This is a genomic window from Pseudomonas sp. NPDC087336, assembly GCF_044744285.1.
Lineage (GTDB): Bacteria > Pseudomonadota > Gammaproteobacteria > Pseudomonadales > Pseudomonadaceae > Aquipseudomonas.
In genome coordinates, this window is sequence record NZ_JBIUYA010000054.1 from 1 (window position 1) to 20,724 (window position 20,724).

Here is a 20,724-nt window from a genome sequence, read left to right on the forward strand (position 1 = left end):
CCCGGCGATCGGCGTAGTCGATACCAACAGCAGCCCGGAAGGCGTTGACTACATCATCCCAGGCAACGATGACGCAATCCGCGCTATCCAGCTGTACATGGGTTCGATGGCTGACGCTGTTATCCGTGGTCGCAACAACGTTGCTGGCGGCACCGAAGTTTTCGTTGAAGAAGCTCCGGCAGCTGCAGCTGAGTAATTGACGCCCTGGCGTTGACTCAGTAAGCAAAAAGGGGGCTTGGCCCCCTTTTTGCCACCTCGAAAACCGTTTGTCGGCGCCCACTGCTCTATCTGTAACGTGCGGCAGCTAACAAGGGTGGTTCGGGAAGAATTGAACGCCCGTTCGATCGGGTGGAATGGTTGATAACCTATCCAAGAGGAATTTTGAAATGGCAGAGATTACTGCAGCGTTGGTCAAAGAACTTCGCGAGCGTACCGGCGAAGGCATGATGGACTGCAAAAAGGCCTTGACCAAGGCCGGCGGCGACATCGAAAAAGCCATTGATGACATGCGTGCTTCGGGCGCCATCAAGGCTGCCAAGAAAGCGGGCAACGTTGCCGCTGAAGGCGCCATCGCCATCAAGGCTGACGACAAGTCCGCCGTACTGCTGGAAGTGAACTCGCAGACCGACTTCCTGGCCCTGCAAGACGACTTCAAGAACTTCGTTGCTGCCAGCGTAGAAAAAGCCTTCGCCGAAAAACTGACCGACGCAGCTCCGCTGATCGCCGCTCAGGAATCGGCTCGTGAAGCCCTGGTGGCCAAAGTTGGCGAAAACGTCAACATCCGTCGCCTGGTTCGCGTTGAAGGTGACGTGGTCGGTACTTACCTGCACGGTAACAAGATCGGTGTTGCTGTTGTTCTCAAGGGCGGCGATGTTCAGCTGGCCAAAGAGATCGCCATGCACGTGGCTGCAAGCAACCCTGAGTTCCTGCTGCCATCGCAGGTCTCGCCAGAAGCCATCGAGCGTGAAAAGGGCGTTTTCCTGTCCTTGAACGAAGACAAGATGAAAGGCAAGCCAGCTGAAATCGTCGAGAAGATGATTGCTGGTCGTATCACCAAGTTCCTGGCCGAAGCCAGCCTGGTTGAGCAGGCTTTCGTCATGAACCCGGAAGTCACCGTAGGCGCCCTGGCCAAGAAAGCCGGCGCTGAAATCGTTTCCTTCACCTACTTCAAGGTTGGCGAAGGCATCGAGAAGCCGGTAGACAACTTCGCTGAAGAAGTTGCTGCACAGCTGGCTGCCGCCAAGCAATAAGACGGTTTTTTAACTGTCGCCCTGAAGAGGCTGCCCGCTCACGCGCGCAGCCTCTTTTCAGATGGGTTGCCAATTTTTATTGGTTTCCTTTTGGAACTGGCTTACAAAGCCATGTTCCGATGGCGCTGAAGCAGCGTCACGCTAGAGTGAACGCCAGCTGAAAACAGCTCGCAAAGAATTTTTAAAATACGCCGCAGGAGAGATTCGCAATGGCTCAGCAGGGCAGTGGTTATCAGGCTCGCTATAAACGCATTCTACTCAAGCTTAGCGGCGAGGCCCTGATGGGCTCGGAAGAGTTCGGGATCGATCCGAAAGTTCTGGATCGCATGGCGCTGGAAGTCGGCCAACTGGTCGGCATCGGTGTCCAGGTCGGTCTGGTGATCGGTGGCGGCAACCTGTTCCGCGGCGAAGCGCTGAGCAAGGCCGGCATGGACCGGGTCACGGGCGACCACATGGGCATGCTGGCCACTGTGATGAACGCCTTGGCCATGCGCGATGCGCTGGAACGTGCCAATATCTCGGCCATCGTGATGTCGGCCATCTCCATGGTCGGCGTGACCGATCACTACGATCGCCGCAAGGCCATGCGCCACCTGAATTCCAAGGATGTGGTGATTTTCGCGGCCGGCACCGGTAACCCGTTCTTCACTACGGACTCGGCTGCCTGCCTGCGTGCAATTGAAATCGACGCCGATGTCGTGCTCAAGGCAACCAAGGTCGATGGCGTCTACACCGCTGACCCATTCAAGGACCCGCATGCCGAGAAGTTCGATCATCTGACCTACGATGAAGTACTGGATCGCAAGCTGGGCGTGATGGATCTGACGGCCATTTGCCTGTGTCGCGACCACAAGATGCCGTTGCGCGTCTTTAACATGAACAAGCCCGGCGCCCTGCTGAACATCGTGCATGGTGGCGCTGAAGGGACCCTGATCGAGGAAGGCCAACAATGATCAACGAAATCAAGAAAGACGCTCAAGAGCGCATGCAGAAGTCCGTGGAATCGCTGGCGCACAACTTCGGTCGTATCCGTACCGGCCAGGCGCACCCAAGCATCCTGGAAGGTGTGATGGTTCCGTACTACGGTGCCGATACCCCGATCAAGCAAGTGGCGAACATCACCGTCAAGGACGCCCGTACCCTGCAAGTCGTTGCCTTTGAGCGCAACATGCTGGGTGCTGTGGACAAGGCCATTGGCAGTGCCGGCCTGAACCTGAACCCGACCAACCTGGGCGAGTTGCTGCTGATCTCCATGCCGGCCCTGACCGAGGAAACCCGCAAGGGCTTCACCAAGCAGGCGCGTGACGTGGCTGAGGATGCCCGGGTTGCCGTGCGCAACATCCGTCGCGATGCCAACAGCCAGCTCAAGGATCTGGTCAAGGAAAAGGAAATCAGCGAAGACGAAGAGCGTCGCGCAACTGGCGAAATCGATGATCTGACCAAGAAGTACGTGGCTCAAATCGATGCGAACCTGGCGCAGAAAGAAAAAGACCTGATGGCCGTATAAGGGTCGCGTTTTCATGGAAAAGACCAAGCAGGTTGCACCGTCCACGGTGCCGCGCCATGTCGCGATCATCATGGATGGTAATAATCGCTGGGCGAAAAAACGCTTTATGCCGGGTGTCGCCGGGCATAAAGCGGGTGTGGATGCGGTGCGCGCGGTCATCGAGGTGTGCGCCGAGGCGGGGGTCGAGGTGTTGACCCTGTTCGCGTTCTCCAGTGAGAACTGGCAACGTCCAGCCGATGAAGTGAGTGCCTTGATGGATCTGTTCTTCAAGGCATTGCGTCGAGAGGCCAAGCGCCTCAACGACAACAACATCAGCTTGCGCGTCATTGGCGATCGCTCGCGCTTCCACCCCGAACTCCAGGCTGCCATGCGTGAGGCCGAGGCCATGACGGCCGGCGCCAATCGCTTCGTCCTGCAGATCGCTGCCAACTACGGCGGTCAGTGGGATATCGCACAAGCCGCACAACGCCTGGCGCGTGAAGTTCAGGCCGGGCATCTGCGGCCGGAAGACATCACCCCTGAGCTGCTGCAAACCTGTCTGGCCACCGGCGACCTGCCGTTGCCGGACTTGTGCATCCGTACCGGTGGCGAACATCGCATCAGTAACTTCCTGCTGTGGCAACTGGCCTACGCCGAGTTGTACTTCTCCGACCTGTTCTGGCCGGACTTCAAACACGATGCCATGCGCAATGCGCTGGCCGATTTCGCATCTCGCCAGCGCCGCTTCGGTAAAACGAGCGAGCAGGTCGAGGCTGGAGCCCGGGTTTAATGCTTAAACAACGAATCATCACCGCGCTGATCCTGCTGCCGATTGCCCTGTGTGGGTTTTTTCTGCTGGAGGGTTCCGCTTTTGCGCTGTTCATCGGCCTGGTCGTGACCTTGGGTGCCTGGGAGTGGGCGCGCCTCGCCGGTTTCACTGCTCAAGCGTTTCGTGCCGGCTATGCCGCCGTCGTCGCATTGATGTTGTTCGTCATGTACATCCTGCCGGGCCTTGCGCCATGGGTATTGGGTGCTTCGGTGTTGTGGTGGGCGGTGGCGACCTATCTGGTGCTGACCTACCCACGCTCCAGCGAGCATTGGGCGAGCGCCGCCTGCAAGCTGGTGATCGGCCTGTTGATCCTGTTGCCGGCCTGGCAAGGCTTGGTACAGATCAAGCAGTACCCGCTGGGTAACTGGCTGATCATGGCGGTGATGGTGCTGGTTTGGGGCGCCGATATCGGTGCTTATTTTTCCGGGCGTGCTTTCGGCAAGCGCAAGCTCGCGCCCCAGGTCAGCCCGGGCAAAAGTTGGGAAGGCGTGTACGGCGGCCTGGCCTTGAGCCTGGTGATCACCACCCTGGTTGCCCTGGTGCGTGACTGGACGGTGGCGCAATTGTTCAAGGGCTTGATCGGCGCTGCGCTGATCGTATTCGTCTCGGTGGTGGGTGATCTCACCGAAAGCATGTTCAAGCGCCAGTCCGGGATCAAGGACAGCAGTAATCTGCTGCCGGGTCATGGCGGAGTGCTGGATCGCATCGACAGCCTGACCGCGGCGATCCCGGTGTTTGCGGTGCTGTTGTGGATGGCTGCACCGTGAGCCGCCCTCAACAGATAACTGTACTGGGGGCCACGGGCTCGATCGGTTTGAGCACCCTGGATGTCATCGCCCGCCACCCTGAGCGCTATCAAGTCTTCGCCTTGAGCGGTTTCAGCCGCCTGAGCGAGCTGCTGGCGCTGTGCGTGCGTCACGCCCCACAGTTTGCCGTGGTGCCTGAGCCCGCTGCTGCCCGCTGCTTGCAGGATGACCTGCGCGCTGCCGGTCTGTCGACTCGGGTTCTGGTGGGGGAGGAGGGGTTGTGCCAGGTGGCTGCCGCCCCTGAGGTCGATGCGGTCATGGCGGCCATCGTCGGTGCGGCGGGCTTGCGTCCGACCCTGGCGGCCGTCGAGGCCGGCAAGAAGATCCTCCTGGCCAACAAGGAAGCGCTGGTCATGTCCGGCGCGTTGTTTATGCAGGCTGTGCGCAAAAGCGGGTCGGTATTGCTGCCGATCGACAGTGAGCACAACGCGATTTTCCAGTGCATGCCCCGGGATTTTTCCCGCGGCCTGGAAGCGGTTGGCGTGCGCCGGATCCTGTTGACCGCCTCTGGTGGTCCGTTCCGGCAGACACCCATGGCCGAGCTGGCGCATGTTTCGCCCGAGCAGGCCTGTGCCCATCCTAATTGGTCCATGGGGCGCAAGATCTCGGTCGATTCGGCCAGCATGATGAATAAAGGGCTTGAATTGATCGAAGCCTGTTGGCTGTTCGATGCCAAGCCGTCCCAGGTTGAAGTGGTGATTCACCCGCAAAGTGTGATTCATTCGCTGGTCGACTACATCGATGGCTCGGTATTGGCCCAGTTGGGCAATCCGGACATGCGAACGCCGATTGCCAATGCGCTGGCGTGGCCCGAGCGAATTGACTCAGGCGTGCCGCCGCTGGACTTGTTTGCCGTCGCGCGCCTGGATTTCCAGGCGCCGGATGAAGATCGATTCCCGTGCCTGCGCCTGGCCCGTCAGGCAGCCGAGGCGGGTAATAGCGCTCCGGCAATGTTGAATGCGGCAAATGAAGTTGCTGTGGCGGCCTTTCTCGACGGACGGGTTCGTTACCTGGAAATCGCGAGTATCATCGAAGAAGTACTCAATCTCGAACCTGTGGTTGTAGTGAGTGATCTTGAAGCGGTGTTCACGGCAGACGCCAAGGCGCGTGTACTGGCCGAGCAATGGTTGAGTCGTCACGGGCGGTAAGTGTTGCAATGCGCCGGCCCATGCAGGACTGGATTAGGAATGCGGAGAAAATAGATGAGCGCGCTCTATATGATTGTCGGCACCCTGGTCGCTTTGGGTGTGCTGGTTACCTTCCACGAGTTCGGCCATTTCTGGGTCGCGCGTCGCTGTGGGGTCAAGGTGCTGCGTTTCTCCGTAGGCTTTGGCATGCCGCTGCTGCGCTGGCACGACAAGCAGGGAACTGAGTTTGTGGTGGCTGCCATTCCGTTGGGCGGCTACGTGAAAATGCTCGACGAGCGTGAAGGCGAAGTGCCAGCTGATCAGCTCGATCAATCCTTCAACCGTAAATCGGTGCGCCAGCGGATTGCGATCGTGGCGGCAGGGCCGATTGCCAACTTTTTGTTGGCAATGGTGTTTTTCTGGGCGCTGGCGATGCTCGGTACCGAGCAAGTCCGCCCGGTTATCGGCGCTGTCGAGTCAGGTAGCCTTGCTGCCAAGGCGGGCCTGGGCGCAGGCCAGGAAATCATTGCCATCGACGGCGAACCCACTTCCGGTTGGGCTGCGGTCAATCTGCAACTGGTTCGTCGCCTGGGCGAAAGCGGCTCCCTGCAATTGCTGGTGCGTGAGCAAGGAACCACGGTGGATTCGCCTCGTGAGCTGGTGCTGGACAAGTGGCTCAAGGGCGCTGATGAGCCGGATCCGATTCGTTCCCTGGGTATCCGCCCCTGGCGCCCGGCATTGCCGCCGGTACTGGCTGAACTGGATTCCAAAGGCCCGGCCAAGGCTGCTGGGCTGAAGACCGGTGACCGGCTGTTGGCGGTCGATGGCAAGGCGGTGGATGACTGGCAACAGGTCGTCGATACGGTCCGTATGCGTCCTGATACCAAAATCATGCTGCGGGTCGAGCGTGACGGTGCTCAACTCGACGTCCCGGTCATGTTGGCCGCCCGGGGCGAAAGCAAAGCTCCCACAGGTTACCTTGGGGCGGGGGTGAAAGCGGTCGATTGGCCACCGGAGATGATTCGCGAAGTCAGTTACGGGCCGTTGGCAGCCGTGGGGGAGGGGGCTCGACGCACCTGGACGATGAGCCTGCTGACCCTCGATTCGCTGAAGAAAATGTTGTTCGGTGAGCTCTCGGTAAAAAACTTGAGTGGACCGATAACCATTGCTAAAGTGGCGGGCGCTTCGGCCCAGTCGGGCGTCGCTGATTTCCTGAATTTCCTTGCTTATCTGAGTATTAGCCTGGGGGTTCTGAATTTGCTGCCCATTCCTGTGCTGGATGGGGGGCATTTGTTGTTTTATCTGATCGAGTGGGCGCGTGGTCGTCCCTTGTCGGATCGGGTGCAAGGTTGGGGGATACAGATCGGCATCAGTTTGGTGATTGGGGTGATGTTGCTTGCTCTGGTCAATGATCTGGGTCGACTGTAACGCTTCGCTGAATTGCGAACCTGCCGCATTTTGCGGCAGTTTGTTTATTGCCAGTTGGAATAAGAAAGGACTTCATGAAACGTCTGCTGCTAACTGCGGTTCTCACCGTATTGATGATCGCCGAAGTTCACGCCGAGTCCTTCACTATCTCTGATATTCGCGTCAACGGCCTCCAGCGGGTCTCCGCGGGTAGCGTCTTTGGTGCTTTGCCGTTGAACGTCGGTGAACAGGCGGATGATCGACGCCTGGTGGAATCCACTCGTGCGCTGTTCAAAACCGGGTTCTTTCAAGATATCCAGCTGGGCCGCGATGGCAACGTCCTGGTCATTACGGTAGTCGAACGGCCGTCGGTTGCCAGTATCGAGATCGAAGGCAACAAGGCGATCTCCACAGAAGACCTGATGAAGGGCCTCAAGCAATCCGGTCTGGCTGAAGGCGAGATCTTCCAGCGCGCCACCCTCGAAGGCGTACGTAACGAACTGCAGCGCCAGTACGTCGCCCAGGGTCGCTACTCGGCTACCGTCGACACCGAAGTGGTGCCGCAGCCGCGCAACCGCGTCGGCTTGAAGGTCAATATCAACGAAGGCACCGTTGCGGCTATCCAGCACATCAACGTGGTAGGCAACACGGTCTTCCCTGATGAAGACCTGATCGACCTGTTCGAACTCAAGACCACCAACTGGCTGTCGTTCTTCAAGAACGATGACAAGTACGCCCGTGAAAAACTCTCCGGTGACCTGGAGCGCCTGCGTTCCTACTACCTGGACCGCGGCTACATCAACATGGATATCGCTTCGACCCAGGTGTCCATCACCCCGGACAAGAAGCACGTCTACATCACCGTCAACATCAACGAGGGTGACAAGTACACCGTTCGTGACGTGAAGCTCAGCGGCGACCTGAAAGTCCCTGAAGACCAGGTCAAGTCCCTGCTGCTGGTGCAGAAAGGCCAGGTGTTCTCGCGCAAGCTGATGACCACCACCTCCGAGCTGATCACCCGCCGCCTGGGTAACGAGGGTTACACCTTCGCCAACGTCAACGGCGTACCTCAGCCCCACGATGACGACCACACCGTAGACATCACTTTTGCTGTCGATCCAGGCAAGCGCGCCTACGTGAACCGCATCAACTTCCGTGGCAACACCAAGTCGGAAGACGAAGTACTGCGCCGTGAAATGCGCCAGATGGAAGGTGGCTGGGCGTCGACTTACCTGATCGACCAGTCCAAGACCCGCTTGGAGCGCCTGGGCTTTTTCAAGGAAGTCAACGTTGAAACCCCGGCCGTACCGGGTGTCGATGACCAGGTAGACGTCAACTACAGCGTTGAAGAACAGGCGTCCGGTTCGATTACCGCCAGCGTCGGTTTCGCCCAGAGCGCGGGCCTGATCCTCGGTGGTTCGATCACCCAGAACAACTTCCTGGGTACCGGTAACAAGGTCAGCATCGGCTTGACCCGCAGTGAATACCAGAGTCGCTACAACTTCGGTTATGTCGACCCCTACTGGACTGCCGATGGCGTGAGCCTGGGTTACAACGCCTTCTATCGTACAACTGACTATGACGACCTCGACGTCGACGTGGCCAGCTATGCCGTGGACAGCCTGGGTGCAGGCGTGAGCGTCGGCTACCCGATCAGCGAGACTTCGCGCCTGACCTTCGGCCTGACGGCCCAGCAGGACGAGATCAAGACCGGTGTGTATACCGTTGACGAGATCTTCGACTTCGTTAACAAGGAAGGCGACAAGTACCTGAACTTCAAGGCGTCGGCCGGCTGGTCCGAGTCGACCTTGAACAAAGGCGTACTGGCGACCCGTGGCCATTCCCAGAGCCTCGTGCTGGAAACCACGACGCCGGGCAGCGACCTGTCGTTCTTCAAGCTCGACTACCGCGGCCAGTTGTTCCAGCCTCTGAGCGACAACTACACCATGCGCCTGCATACCGAACTGGGTTATGGCGATGGCTACGGTTCGACCGATGGCTTGCCATTCTATGAAAACTACTATGCTGGTGGTTTCAACTCGGTTCGTGGCTTCAAGGACAGCACCTTGGGTCCTCGCAGTACGCCAAGTACCGGCAAGAACCCTGGCACTGCGTTCGACCCGGACCAGGATCCGCTGCCGTTCGGTGGTAACGTGTTGATCCAGGGTGGTGTGGAAGTTCTGTTCCCGCTGCCGTTCGTCAAGGATCAGCGTTCCCTGCGCACTTCGGTATTCTGGGATGTGGGTAACGTATTCGATTCGTCGTGCTCTGATACCACCAACGCTGATGGCACGAAGTCCAACACCAAGTGCAACGACATCAGTCTGAGCAATATGGCCAGTTCCGTCGGTGTGGGTGTGACCTGGGTTACCGCACTGGGTCCTCTGAGTTTTGCGCTGGCGATGCCAGTCAAGAAACCGGATGACGCTGAAACTCAAGTGTTCCAATTCTCCCTCGGCCAGACGTTCTAAGCGTCTGCCCCAAGATAACGACAATGGATTTTGTAGGAGTGCATCGTGCGTAAGTTGACTCAATTGGTTCTCCTGGCTTCCGTACTGGTTGCAGGCCCGGCATTTGCCGACATGAAAATCGCTGTTCTGAACTATCAGATGGCTCTGCTGGAGTCGGATGCGGCCAAGAAATACGCCGTGGATGCCGAGAAGAAGTTCGGTCCACAGCTGAGCAAGCTCAAGACGCTGGAAAGCAGCGCCAAGGGCATCCAGGATCGCCTGATGGCCGGTGGCGACAAAATGCAGCAAGGCGAGCGTGAGCGTCTGGAGCTTGAGTTCAAGCAAAAGGCTCGCGACTTCCAGTTCCAGTCCAAGGAACTGAACGAAGCCAAAGCCGTTGCCGACCGTGAAATGCTGAAGCAGCTCAAGCCGAAACTGGACAGCGCTGTGGAAGAAGTCATCAAGAAAGGTGCTTTTGACCTGGTCTTCGAGCGTGGTGCAGTGATTGATGTCAAGCCTCAGTACGACATCACGCGCCAGGTTATCGAGCGCATGAATCAGCTGAAGTAATCCATGACCGTGACCATTAAGCTCGGCCAGTTGGCCGAGTTCCTCGGCGCCACGCTACGTGGCGACCCGGAGAAAGCAATTACTGGGCTAGCCACCTTGCAGGAGGCTGGCCCAACTCAGTTGAGCTTTCTCGCAAACCCCCAATACCGCAAGTACCTGGCAGGCAGCCAGGCGGCAGGGCTGTTGCTCAAGGCCGCTGACGCCGAAGGTTTTGCTGGCGATGCGTTGGTGGTGCCTGATCCTTACGCAGCGTACGCGCGTATTTCCCACCTGTTCGATCCCAAGCCCAAGGCGGTAGCCGGTGTGCACCCGACGGCTGTGATTGCGGCGGATGCGGTAGTCGACCCGGCGGCGAGTATCGGTGCATTTGTGGTCATCGAAAGCGGGGCGCATATTGCTGCCGGTACGACCGTGGGGGCGCATTGCTTCATCGGTGCCCGTAGCGTCGTTGGCGAGGGTGGCTGGCTGGCCCCGCGCGTCACGCTGTATCACGACGTGCGCGTCGGCAAGCGGGTGGTGATTCAGTCCGGTGCGGTGCTTGGTGGTGAAGGTTTTGGCTTTGCCAACGAGAAAGGCATCTGGCAAAAAATCGCCCAGATCGGTGGCGTGCTGGTGGGCGACGATGTGGAAATTGGCGTGAACACCGCCATCGACCGCGGTGCGCTGGCCGATACCATCATTGGTAATGGCGTGAAGCTCGACAACCAGATTCAGATCGCCCACAACGTCCAGGTAGGTGATCACACCGCCATGGCGGCGTGCGTGGGTATCTCCGGCAGCACCAAGATCGGCAAGCATTGCATGCTCGCCGGTGGCGTAGGGCTGGTGGGGCATATCGATATTTGCGACAACGTTTTCATCACCGGGATGACCATGGTGACTCACTCAATCACCGAGCCTGGTGCCTATTCCTCCGGTACGGCGATGCAGCCAGCCGCCGAATGGCGCAAAAGCGCGGCACGTATTCGTCAGCTCGATGACATCGCGCGGCGTCTGCGACAGCTGGAAAAGCAAGCAGGGGAAGTGACCCCTGGCGGTAATGCTTCATCAGATGGCTGATACCATTTCCATATCAAGTGTGCACAGCCGCTAGACTGCGTCCTTGATTTGCTAGCGGAGTGTGCGTCAGTCGCGCGCTCCCAATCTTTACATAGGCTTCCCCCCGAAATGATGGACATCAACGAGATTCGCGAATACCTGCCTCACCGTTACCCGTTCCTGCTGGTGGACCGGGTCGTGGATCTGGACGTGGAAGGCAAGCGCATTCGCGCCTACAAGAATGTCAGCATCAACGAACCGTTCTTCAATGGTCACTTTCCTGCGCATCCAATCATGCCGGGCGTACTGATCATCGAGGCGATGGCTCAGGCTGCCGGGATCCTTGGTTTCAAAATGCTCGACGTGAAACCGGCCGATGGCACTCTTTATTACTTCGTCGGCTCCGACAAGCTGCGCTTCCGCCAGCCTGTACTGCCGGGCGATCAGTTGATCCTTGAAGCCAAGTTCATCAGCTGCAAGCGTCAGATCTGGAAATTCGAGTGCCAGGCTTCGGTCGATGGCAAGCCGGTCTGCTCTGCTGAAATCATCTGCGCGGAACGCAAACTATGAGTTTGATCGACCCTCGCGCAATCATCGATCCGACAGCCGTCCTGGCTGACGGTGTCGAGGTCGGCCCGTGGTCGATCGTCGGCGCAGGTGTGGAAATCGGCGAGGGCACGGTAATCGGGCCACACGTTATTCTCAAAGGCCCGACCCGAATCGGGAAGCACAACCGTATCTACCAGTTTTCCTCGGTAGGTGAGGACACGCCCGATCTGAAATACAAAGGCGAGGAAACCCGCCTGGTGATCGGTGACCACAACGTCATCCGCGAAGGCGTGACGATTCATCGTGGGACCATTCAGGATCGTTCGGAAACGACCCTGGGCGATCACAACTTGATCATGGCCTACGCCCACATCGGTCACGACAGTGTCATCGGCAACCACTGCATCCTGGTCAACAACACGGCGCTGGCCGGCCATGTGCATGTCGAAGACTGGGCGATCCTGTCCGGTTTCACCCTGGTTCACCAGTATTGCCACATCGGCGCCCACAGCTTTTCCGGCATGGGTACCGCCATTGGCAAGGACGTCCCGGCCTATGTCACGGTGTTCGGCAATCCGGCCGAAGCCCGCAGCATGAACTTCGAAGGCATGCGCCGTCGCGGTTTCAGCGAAGACGCGATCCACGCCCTGCGTCGTGCCTACAAGGTGGTCTATCGCCAGGGGCTGACGGTTGAGCAGGCGCTCGCCGAATTGGCCGAATCCTCTGCCCAGTTCCCTGAAGTGGCGGTATTCCGCGATTCCATACAGTCCTCGACCCGCGGCATCACCCGCTAATCATGGCCAATATGCGTATTGCGCTGGTGGCGGGCGAGGCTTCCGGCGACATTCTGGGCGCGGGTCTGATGCGTGCGCTCAAGGCGCGCCATCCGGCGGTCGAGTTCATCGGCGTTGGCGGCCCATTGATGCAGGCCGAGGGCCTGACGTCCTATTTTCCCATGGAACGCCTGTCGGTCATGGGCCTGGTGGAAGTGCTGGGCCGCTTGCGTGAATTGCTGGCGCGCCGCAAAAAGCTGGTGGCCGACCTGATCGCCGCGAAGCCGGACGTATTCATCGGTATCGACGCCCCGGACTTCAACCTCAATATCGAACTCAAGCTGCGTCAGGCCGGGATCAAGACCGTGCATTACGTCAGCCCGTCGGTCTGGGCGTGGCGGCAGAAGCGCGTGCTGAAGATTCGCGAAGGTTGCGACCTGATGCTCACGCTGTTCCCGTTCGAAGCGAAATTCTACGAAGAGAAAGGCGTGCCGGTGCGGTTTGTCGGGCATACCTTGGCCGATGCCATTCCGCTGGAAGCCGACCGTGCTGCTGCGCGGGCCGAGCTGGGATTGCCTGACGGGCCGTTGGTTGCGCTGATGCCTGGCAGTCGTGGCGGCGAAGTCGGTCGTCTCGGTGCCTTGTTTCTCGATACGGCCCAGCGCCTACGGGCAATGCGCCCCGGTGTGCGGTTTGTAGTGCCTTGCGCCAACCCACAGCGCCGGGCGCAGCTGGAAGAGCTGTTGGCCGGTCGCGATTTGCCGCTGACCTTGCTCGACGGCAAGTCCCATCTGGCGTTGGCGGCATGCAATGCCGTGCTGATTGCCTCCGGTACAGCAACGCTTGAAGCCCTGTTGTACAAGCGGCCGATGGTGGTCGCCTATCGCCTGGCACCGCTGACGTTCTGGATTCTCAAGCGTATGGTGAAAAGCCCCTACGTGTCCTTGCCGAACCTGCTGGCCCAGCGCCTGTTGGTGCCCGAGTTGTTGCAGGACGATGCCACGGTAGAAGCGCTGGCCCAAACCCTGTCGCCGCTGATCGAGGGTGGCGAAGAGCAAACCCGTGGTTTTGATGAAATTCACCGGACACTTCGTCTGGATGCCTCCAATCAGGCTGCGGATGCAGTGCTGAACCTGATCGACCCGGTAAAATGAGTAAAAAAAGTATGCAGATGGGGCTGGATTTCACCTTGGTCGCCCAGGTTGAAGAATTGGTAGCCGGAGTCGATGAAGTCGGTCGCGGACCGCTCTGTGGCGCGGTGGTCACGGCTGCGGTGATTCTTGATCCGAACCGTCCGATCCTCGGGCTCAACGACTCGAAGAAACTCACCGAGGCCCGCCGCGAGAAGCTCTTCGACGAAATCTGCGAAAAAGCCCTGAGCTGGTGCATTGCCCGCGCGGAAGTCGAAGAAATCGACGAGCTGAACATCCTTCACGCCACCATGCTGGCCATGCAGCGCGCGGTCGCCGGGCTGCATGTCCAGCCGAAACTGGCGATGATTGACGGCAACCGTTGCCCGAAATTGCCGATGCGCTCCGAAGCGGTGGTCAAGGGCGATAGCAAGGTGCCAGCCATCGCCGCGGCATCGATCCTGGCCAAGGTCAGTCGTGACCGTGAAATGGCTGCTTTCGAATTGATCTACCCCGGTTACGGCATCGGCGGACACAAAGGCTACCCGACGCCCGTTCATCTGGAAGCGCTGGCACGCTTGGGCCCGACGCCGATTCACCGGCGCTCGTTTGCCCCGGTACGCCTCGCTTATGAAGCGCGCGAAGCACTCATCGAGAGTTAGTCGCAAGGCTGATTTTTTCTACCAAGGCCCGGTACAATCCGGGCCTTGTTGTCTTTACGTTCACAGACAGGATCACTATGCCGGCTTCATTCGTTCACCTGCGCCTGCACACTGAATACTCCCTGGTCGACGGTCTGGTGCGGATCAAGCCGCTGGTCAAGACCCTGGTCGGCATGAACATGCCTGCCGTAGCGGTCACTGACCAGAACAACATGTGTTCCCTGGTCAAATTCTATAAAAACGCCATGGGTGCCGGGATCAAGCCGATCTGCGGCGCCGACCTGTGGCTGTCGAACAAGGATCCGGACAACCCACTGAGCCGGATCAGCCTGCTGGTAATGAATGCCGCGGGATATCGCAATCTCACCGAATTGATCTCTCGCGGTTTCATCGACGGTCAGCGCAACGGCTCGATCATCGTCGAGCGCGAATGGGTGGCCGAAGCCAGCGACGGCCTGATCATGCTGTCTGCGGCCAAAGAGGGTGAAATCGGCCAGGCCATGCTCAGCGGCAACCCGGATGAAGCGGAAAACCTGGCGCGTGAATGGATGGCGGTTTTCCCGGATCGTTTCTACCTGGAAATCCAGCGCACCAACCGCCCCAACGATGAAGAGCAACTGCACGGCGCCGTGGCGCTGGCCGAGAAAATCGGCGCACCGCTGGTTGCCACCAACGACGTGCGCTTCATCAAGCAGGAAGATTTCGCCGCCCACGAAACCCGCGTGTGCATCGGCGAAGGCCGGGCCCTCGATGACCCGCGACGTTCGAAGAACTACAGCGATCAGCAGTACCTCAAAAGTGCCGAGGAAATGGCCGAGCTGTTCAGCGATATTCCCGAGGCGTTGGAAAACACCGTCGAGATCGCCAAGCGCTGCAACATTGAAGTCAAGCTGGGCACGCACTTCCTGCCCAACTTCCCGATCCCCGATGGCATGACCATCGACGAATACTTCCGCAAGGTGTCCTTCGATGGCCTGGAAGAGCGACTTTCCGTCCTGCTGCCCAAGGACACCACCGAAGACTATGAAGCCAAGCGACAGGTCTATGTCGACCGACTGAATTTCGAACTGGATATCATCATCCAGATGGGCTTCCCCGGTTACTTCCTGATCGTGATGGACTTTATCCAGTGGGCCAAGAACAACGGCGTGCCGGTTGGTCCTGGCCGAGGGTCGGGTGCCGGATCGCTGGTGGCCTACGTGCAGAAGATCACCGACCTTGACCCGCTGGAATACGACCTGCTGTTCGAACGTTTCCTTAACCCGGAACGGGTCTCCATGCCCGACTTCGACGTTGACTTCTGCATGGACGGTCGGGATCGGGTGATCGACTACGTGGCCGAGAAATACGGCCGCAACGCGGTAAGCCAGATCATCACCTTCGGTTCCATGGCGGCGAAAGCGGTGGTGCGCGACGTGGCGCGGGTGCAGGGCAAGTCCTACGGCCTGGCGGATCGTCTGTCGAAGATGATCCCGTTCGAAGTCGGCATGACCCTGGAAAAGGCCTACGAACAGGAAGAAATCCTGCGTGACTTCATCAAGGTCGATGAAGAGGCGGCGGAAATCTGGGAGATGGCCCGCAAGCTTGAGGGCGTTGTGCGTAACGTCGGCAAGCACGCCGGTGGTGTGGTGATCGCGCCGACCAAACTGACTGACTTCTCGCCGATCTATTGCGACGAAGCCGGCGATGGCCTGGTAACCCAGTTCGACAAGGACGACGTCGAGGCGGCCGGCCTGGTGAAGTTCGACTTCCTCGGCCTGCGGACCCTGACGATCATCGACTGGGCGCTGAAAACCATCAACCGCGACCGCGCCAAGGTCAACGAACCGCCGCTGGACATCGCGTTCATCCCGCTGGATGACAAACCGACTTATACCTTGCTGCAGAAAGCCGAAACCACCGCGGTGTTCCAGCTTGAATCGCGCGGCATGAAGGAGCTGATCAAAAAGCTCAAGCCCGACTGCCTGGAAGACTTGATCGCACTGGTGGCACTGTTCCGTCCGGGCCCGCTGCAATCGGGCATGGTGGACGACTTCATCAACCGTAAGCACGGTCGCGCCGAGCTGGCGTATCCGCACTCGGACTACCAGTACGAAGGCCTCAAACCGGTGTTGGCCCCGACTTACGGCATCATCCTGTATCAGGAACAGGTGATGCAGATTGCCCAGGTCATGGCTGGCTACACCCTCGGCGGTGCGGACATGCTGCGTCGGGCGATGGGTAAGAAAAAGCCCGAGGAAATGGCCAAGCAGCGCGGCGGTTTCATCGAAGGTTGCGCCACCAATAACATCGATGCCGACCTCGCCGGTAACATCTTCGACCTGGTAGAAAAATTCGCCGGTTATGGCTTCAACAAATCCCACTCCGCGGCTTACGGCCTGGTGTCGTACCAGACCGCGTGGCTGAAGGCGCACTATCCGGCGCCGTTCATGGCCGCGGTACTCTCGGCGGACATGCACAACACCGACAAGGTCGTGACCTTGATCGAAGAAGTGCGCACGATGAAGCTGCGTCTCGACGCGCCGGACGTGAACACGTCCGAGTTCAAGTTCACGGTGAACGACGAAGGCCGGATCATCTACGGCCTGGGCGCGATCAAGGGTGTGGGCGAGGGGCCGGTGGAGGCGATCACCGAAGCGCGGCTGGACGGTCCGTTCAAGGATCTGTTCGATTTTTGCGCCCGGGTCGACCTCAAGCGCATCAACAAACGCACCCTCGACGGCTTGATCCGCAGCGGTGCGCTGGATCGCCTGGGGCCGTATTTCCACGACGAAGCCAAAGCCTACCAGGCCAATATCGACCGCAACCGCGCAGTCTTGCTGACCGCGATGGAAGAGGCGATCAAAGCCGCCGAGCAAACCGCTCGCACCCATGACAGCGGCCATGCCGACCTGTTTGGCGGGCTGTTCGTGGAAGAAGACGCCGACGTCTACGCCAATCACCGCAAAGCCAAGGAGCTGACCCTAAAGGAGCGGCTCAAGGGCGAGAAAGACACCCTGGGGCTGTACCTCACCGGTCACCCGATCGACGAATACGAAGGCGAAATCCGCCGTTTCGCCCGTCAGCGCATCATCGACCTGAAGCCGGCGCGGGACACCCAGACCGTTGCCGGCATGATCATCGCCCTGCGGGTGATGAAGAACAAAAAGGGCGACAAGATGGGCTTCATCACCCTCGACGACCGTTCGGGGCGGATCGAAGCGTCGCTCTTCGCCGATGCGTTCCATTCCGCGCAATCGCTGTTGCAGACCGACGCGATGGTGGTGGTCGAAGGCGAAGTCAGCAACGACGACTTCTCCGGCGGCCTGCGGTTGCGGGTCAAGCGGGTGATGAGCATGGAAGATGCGCGCACCAACCTGGCCGAAAGCCTGCGCCTGAAGCTGCATGCCAAGGATCTCAAGGGCGATCAGCTACGCTGGCTGGGTGAACTGTTGAAGCGTCACCGCGGTGCGTGCCCGATCACCATGGACTACACCAGTCCCGATGCGAAAGCCTTGCTGCAGTTCGGCGAAGGCTGGCGAATCGACCCGGCGGATGCGTTGATTCAAGCCCTGCGTGACCAGTTCGGGCGAGACAACGTCTTCCTCCAATACCGTTAAGGTCAGGGTGACATTACGCAACCCTGGGCTTGAGCAGAATTTTTAATCTCGACCTGAACGCGCCTGTCCCTTATGGTAGGGCGCGAATAGACAACCGGCCGGCCCAAGCTCCCTTGGACGCCGACCCAAGACGGACGCCTATGAACCCGAATTTTCTGGATTTCGAACAGCCGATCGCCGACCTGCAAGCCAAGATCGAAGAGTTGCGCTTGGTCGGTAATGACAATTCGCTGAATATCGGCGATGAGATCTCCCGCCTGCAGGACAAGAGCAGCACGTTGACCGAAGACATCTTCGGCAAGCTGACCAGCTGGCAGATCGCGCGTCTGGCGCGTCACCCGAAGCGTCCATATACCCTGGACTACATCGAACACATCTTCACCGAGTTCGATGAGCTGCATGGTGACCGTCACTTCTCCGACGACGCCGCCATCGTCGGTGGTATTGCCCGTCTGGAGGACCAGCCTGTGATGGTGATCGGTCACCAGAAAGGCCGCGAAGTACGCGAAAAAGTTCGCCGCAACTTCGGCATGCCGCGTCCAGAAGGCTACCGCAAGGCCTGCCGCCTGATGGAAATGGCCGAGCGTTTCAAGATGCCGATCCTGACCTTCATCGACACCCCGGGCGCTTACCCGGGCATCGACGCGGAAGAGCGCAACCAGAGCGAAGCGATTGCCTGGAACCTGCGCGTGATGGCTCGCCTGAAAACCCCAATCATCGCCACCGTGATCGGTGAAGGTGGTTCCGGTGGTGCACTGGCGATTGGCGTTTGCGATCAGCTGAACATGCTGCAGTACTCGACCTACGCGGTGATCTCGCCGGAAGGTTGCGCATCGATCCTGTGGAAAACCGCCGAGAAAGCCCCGGACGCCGCTGAAGCCATGGGCATCACCGCCGAGCGCCTCAAAGGCCTGGGCATCGTGGACAAAGTGATCGGCGAGCCCCTGGGTGGCGCGCACCGTGATCCGGCGGCTGCGGCTGCCTCGATCCGAGCCGAGCTGAGCACGCAACTGGCGATGCTCAAGAAGCTCGACCACAAGGCGCTGCTGGACCGTCGTTACGAGCGTCTGATGAGCTACGGTCTCTGATCTGACGCCGTTTCCCGGCTGACAATAGAAACCACTGTGGGAGCGGGCTTGCCCGCGAAAGCGATGTAACATTCAACGAATTTGTTGACTGTTCCGCCGCCTTCGCGGGCAAGCCCGCTCCCACATTGATTTGTGTAAAGTGATCAATATGAGCCAGCCAAAGATTGATCTGTCTGCCAGGCTTCTGCTGAATCTTGCGCCCTGGCGCAATGCCCCAACCTGGCACATCGCCTTCTCCGGTGGCCTCGATTCCACCGTCCTGCTGCACCTGCTCGCACATCTCGCAAAAACCCAATCCCTGCCAGTGCTGAGCGCCATCCATGTCCATCACGGCCTTCAGGCTGTGGCCGACGCGTGGCCGGAGCATTGTCGGGCGATGTGTGAGTCGCTGGGAGTGCCGTTACAGGTCATTCGCGTCCAGGTGCAGCCCGGCGCCAGCCTTGAGCGGGCCGCCCGTGATGCGCGTTATGCGGCGTTCAGTGAGGCCATCCAGGCCAATGAAGTGCTGCTGACGGCACAGCACCGTGATGATCAGGCGGAAACCTTGCTGTTTCGCCTGTTGCGTGGGGCCGGCGTAAGGGGGCTGTCAGGGATGCCACGCCAGCGCCCGCTGGGTAAAGGGCATCTGCTACGGCCCATGCTCGATGTTACGCGCGCCGAGCTTGAGGCCCATGCATCGGAACACAAGCTGAGCTGGATCGAGGATCCTTCCAATCAGGATCGGCAGTTCTCACGCAATTACCTGCGTCATCAGGTGTTCCCGGCATTGACTGCGCGCTGGCCGCAGGCGATGGCGACCATGGCTCGCAGCGCCACGCATCTCAGTGAGGCGCAGGTACTGCTTGATGAACTTGCGCAAATCGACTTGAGCCAGGCGAACACGCCAAGTGATTTCGATTGGTTGGGCCTGTCGTCGCTGGAGCTGGCCACCCTGGAAAAACTCTCCGCCGCTCGCCAGCGCAATGCGCTCAGCCATTGGCTCGAACCCCTGACCCGACTGCCGGATAGTGACCATTGGTCGGGTTGGGTCAATTTACGCGACGCCACCGGCGACGCCCGGCCGATCTGGCGCCTGGCCGATGGCGAACTGCATCGGGCGGGTGGGCGTATCTGGTGGTTATCCGGTGCCTGGTTGCGTGCGACCCCAGCACCTCAGACATGGCTTGAACCCGCGCAACCACTGGCGTTGCCCGACAACGGCGTACTCACGCTCAGTGGGCAAATCCCCGCCGGTACGCTGCAGATCCGCTATCGTGAGGGAGGCGAGGTGATGGAACTGCCGGGCCGTGGGCATCGTGACCTCAAGCGTTTGCTCAATGAAAGCGCGGTGCCGCTGTTCGTGCGCGGCAGATTGCCGCTGCTGTACAAGGGCGAGCAATTGCTGGCGGTGGCGAACCTGCCGGGGTTGGACGGCAGTGCGCAAGGAGACTGGCATTTACATTGGCAACCACCAGGCGAAGATCAAGGTTTGAGCTGAAAGGGGCTTTCCGGTAGACTACGCTCCCTTCTTGATACAACTTCTGTGGATTCGCCTGAATTGCAGGAGTTGCCGATTACCAAGCAGTCTTTGCTGGGCGATTCCAAAAAATGTGTAGCGAGCAACGAACCGGTGTTTCATTTTCCGGTCTGTCCCAACGCGGCGGTTTTTTTGAAAGGTGCACTGTGATTAATGCAGGTGATCGGGGGCTTCGGCCTTCCTTCGCTTTCCCCGGCGGCTCGGACCGCTTTAACGCAGACTTCTAGGGTTTTTCATGACGCGCTACATATTCGTCACGGGCGGTGTTGTTTCTTCATTGGGGAAAGGCATTGCATCGGCATCATTGGCGGCCATCCTGGAGGCGCGGGGACTTAAGGTCACCATGCTGAAGCTGGACCCGTACATCAACGTCGACCCGGGCACCATGAGCCCGTTCCAGCACGGTGAAGTGTTCGTCACCCACGACGGCGCCGAGACCGACCT

The 20,724-nt window shown here is 59.3% G+C and carries 18 protein-coding genes and 1 pseudogene; all 19 read left to right on the forward strand.

The window, feature by feature from the left end:
* On the forward strand, positions 1-196 hold a 196-nt coding region (locus ACIO0C_RS29975), incomplete at its 5' end, for a 30S ribosomal protein S2 (protein WP_401317946.1).
* Between the two features lie 190 nt (positions 197-386).
* Positions 387-1,250 (forward strand): translation elongation factor Ts, encoded by an 864-nt coding sequence (gene tsf, locus ACIO0C_RS29980; RefSeq protein WP_008057308.1) that lies wholly within the window; start codon positions 387-389, stop codon positions 1,248-1,250.
* A 209-nt stretch (positions 1,251-1,459) separates the two neighbouring features.
* Entirely contained in the window at positions 1,460-2,203 is a 744-nt protein-coding gene (pyrH, locus tag ACIO0C_RS29985) for a UMP kinase (RefSeq protein WP_003222124.1), read from the forward strand.
* Positions 2,200-2,757 (forward strand): ribosome recycling factor, encoded by a 558-nt coding sequence (gene frr / locus ACIO0C_RS29990; protein WP_008057309.1) that lies wholly within the window; start codon positions 2,200-2,202, stop codon positions 2,755-2,757. The genes pyrH and frr overlap by 4 nt, the downstream gene beginning before the upstream one ends.
* Before the next feature lie 13 nt (positions 2,758-2,770).
* Positions 2,771-3,526, forward strand: coding sequence for a polyprenyl diphosphate synthase (gene uppS / locus ACIO0C_RS29995; protein WP_401317950.1), 756 nt, complete (start codon positions 2,771-2,773; stop codon positions 3,524-3,526).
* The gene (locus ACIO0C_RS30000) at positions 3,526-4,332 is read left to right on the forward strand and encodes a phosphatidate cytidylyltransferase (RefSeq protein WP_008057311.1); all 807 of its coding nucleotides are present in this window, start codon (positions 3,526-3,528) and stop codon (positions 4,330-4,332) included. The genes uppS and ACIO0C_RS30000 overlap by 1 nt, the downstream gene beginning before the upstream one ends.
* The gene (gene ispC, locus ACIO0C_RS30005; protein WP_401317953.1) at positions 4,329-5,519 is read left to right on the forward strand and encodes a 1-deoxy-D-xylulose-5-phosphate reductoisomerase; all 1,191 of its coding nucleotides are present in this window, start codon (positions 4,329-4,331) and stop codon (positions 5,517-5,519) included. The genes ACIO0C_RS30000 and ispC overlap by 4 nt, the downstream gene beginning before the upstream one ends.
* A gap of 54 nt (positions 5,520-5,573) precedes the next feature.
* A complete protein-coding gene (rseP, locus tag ACIO0C_RS30010; protein ID WP_401317956.1) occupies positions 5,574-6,926 on the forward strand; it encodes an RIP metalloprotease RseP in 1,353 nt (450 codons plus the stop codon).
* A gap of 74 nt (positions 6,927-7,000) precedes the next feature.
* A complete protein-coding gene (gene bamA, locus ACIO0C_RS30015) occupies positions 7,001-9,376 on the forward strand; it encodes an outer membrane protein assembly factor BamA (protein ID WP_020799861.1) in 2,376 nt (791 codons plus the stop codon).
* Positions 9,377-9,421: 45 nt separating this feature from the next.
* On the forward strand, positions 9,422-9,925 hold the full coding sequence (locus ACIO0C_RS30020) for an OmpH family outer membrane protein (RefSeq protein WP_008057318.1): 504 nt from the start codon (positions 9,422-9,424) through the stop codon (positions 9,923-9,925).
* A gap of 3 nt (positions 9,926-9,928) precedes the next feature.
* Positions 9,929-10,984 carry a UDP-3-O-(3-hydroxymyristoyl)glucosamine N-acyltransferase gene (gene lpxD, locus ACIO0C_RS30025; RefSeq protein ID WP_401317960.1) on the forward strand — a complete coding sequence of 352 codons (1,056 nt, stop codon included), beginning with the start codon at positions 9,929-9,931 and terminating at the stop codon, positions 10,982-10,984.
* Positions 10,985-11,092: 108 nt separating this feature from the next.
* Positions 11,093-11,533 (forward strand): 3-hydroxyacyl-ACP dehydratase FabZ, encoded by a 441-nt coding sequence (fabZ, locus tag ACIO0C_RS30030; RefSeq protein WP_007940511.1) that lies wholly within the window; start codon positions 11,093-11,095, stop codon positions 11,531-11,533.
* Positions 11,530-12,306: an acyl-ACP--UDP-N-acetylglucosamine O-acyltransferase gene (gene lpxA / locus ACIO0C_RS30035; protein ID WP_180203254.1), complete on the forward strand. Its 777-nt coding sequence runs from the start codon at positions 11,530-11,532 to the stop codon at positions 12,304-12,306. The genes fabZ and lpxA overlap by 4 nt, the downstream gene beginning before the upstream one ends.
* Before the next feature lie 2 nt (positions 12,307-12,308).
* Positions 12,309-13,439, forward strand: coding sequence for a lipid-A-disaccharide synthase (lpxB, locus tag ACIO0C_RS30040; protein WP_401317965.1), 1,131 nt, complete (start codon positions 12,309-12,311; stop codon positions 13,437-13,439).
* 11 nt (positions 13,440-13,450) lie between these two features.
* A complete protein-coding gene (gene rnhB / locus ACIO0C_RS30045; RefSeq protein ID WP_401317973.1) occupies positions 13,451-14,077 on the forward strand; it encodes a ribonuclease HII in 627 nt (208 codons plus the stop codon).
* Positions 14,078-14,154: 77 nt separating this feature from the next.
* Complete coding sequence (gene dnaE, locus ACIO0C_RS30050; RefSeq protein WP_401317968.1) at positions 14,155-17,676, forward strand: DNA polymerase III subunit alpha; 3,522 nt, start codon at positions 14,155-14,157, stop codon at positions 17,674-17,676.
* A 140-nt stretch (positions 17,677-17,816) separates the two neighbouring features.
* Entirely contained in the window at positions 17,817-18,764 is a 948-nt protein-coding gene (locus ACIO0C_RS30055) for an acetyl-CoA carboxylase carboxyltransferase subunit alpha (RefSeq protein WP_008057327.1), read from the forward strand.
* A gap of 148 nt (positions 18,765-18,912) precedes the next feature.
* Positions 18,913-20,241: a tRNA lysidine(34) synthetase TilS gene (gene tilS, locus ACIO0C_RS30060; protein ID WP_401317970.1), complete on the forward strand. Its 1,329-nt coding sequence runs from the start codon at positions 18,913-18,915 to the stop codon at positions 20,239-20,241.
* Positions 20,242-20,515: 274 nt separating this feature from the next.
* Positions 20,516-20,724 (forward strand): annotated as a pseudogene (gene pyrG, locus ACIO0C_RS30065) (CTP synthetase); the annotation flags it as partial.

Coding starts and splice junctions, on each gene's coding strand:
- tsf (WP_008057308.1), top strand. CDS start 387: ATGGCAGAGATTACTGCAGCGTTGGTCAAAGAACTTCGCGAGCGTACC.
- pyrH (WP_003222124.1), top strand. CDS start 1,460: ATGGCTCAGCAGGGCAGTGGTTATCAGGCTCGCTATAAACGCATTCTA.
- frr (WP_008057309.1), top strand. CDS start 2,200: ATGATCAACGAAATCAAGAAAGACGCTCAAGAGCGCATGCAGAAGTCC.
- uppS (WP_401317950.1), top strand. CDS start 2,771: ATGGAAAAGACCAAGCAGGTTGCACCGTCCACGGTGCCGCGCCATGTC.
- ACIO0C_RS30000 (WP_008057311.1), top strand. CDS start 3,526: ATGCTTAAACAACGAATCATCACCGCGCTGATCCTGCTGCCGATTGCC.
- rseP (WP_401317956.1), top strand. CDS start 5,574: ATGAGCGCGCTCTATATGATTGTCGGCACCCTGGTCGCTTTGGGTGTG.
- bamA (WP_020799861.1), top strand. CDS start 7,001: ATGAAACGTCTGCTGCTAACTGCGGTTCTCACCGTATTGATGATCGCC.
- lpxD (WP_401317960.1), top strand. CDS start 9,929: ATGACCGTGACCATTAAGCTCGGCCAGTTGGCCGAGTTCCTCGGCGCC.
- fabZ (WP_007940511.1), top strand. CDS start 11,093: ATGATGGACATCAACGAGATTCGCGAATACCTGCCTCACCGTTACCCG.
- lpxA (WP_180203254.1), top strand. CDS start 11,530: ATGAGTTTGATCGACCCTCGCGCAATCATCGATCCGACAGCCGTCCTG.
- lpxB (WP_401317965.1), top strand. CDS start 12,309: ATGGCCAATATGCGTATTGCGCTGGTGGCGGGCGAGGCTTCCGGCGAC.
- rnhB (WP_401317973.1), top strand. CDS start 13,451: ATGCAGATGGGGCTGGATTTCACCTTGGTCGCCCAGGTTGAAGAATTG.
- dnaE (WP_401317968.1), top strand. CDS start 14,155: ATGCCGGCTTCATTCGTTCACCTGCGCCTGCACACTGAATACTCCCTG.
- ACIO0C_RS30055 (WP_008057327.1), top strand. CDS start 17,817: ATGAACCCGAATTTTCTGGATTTCGAACAGCCGATCGCCGACCTGCAA.
- tilS (WP_401317970.1), top strand. CDS start 18,913: ATGAGCCAGCCAAAGATTGATCTGTCTGCCAGGCTTCTGCTGAATCTT.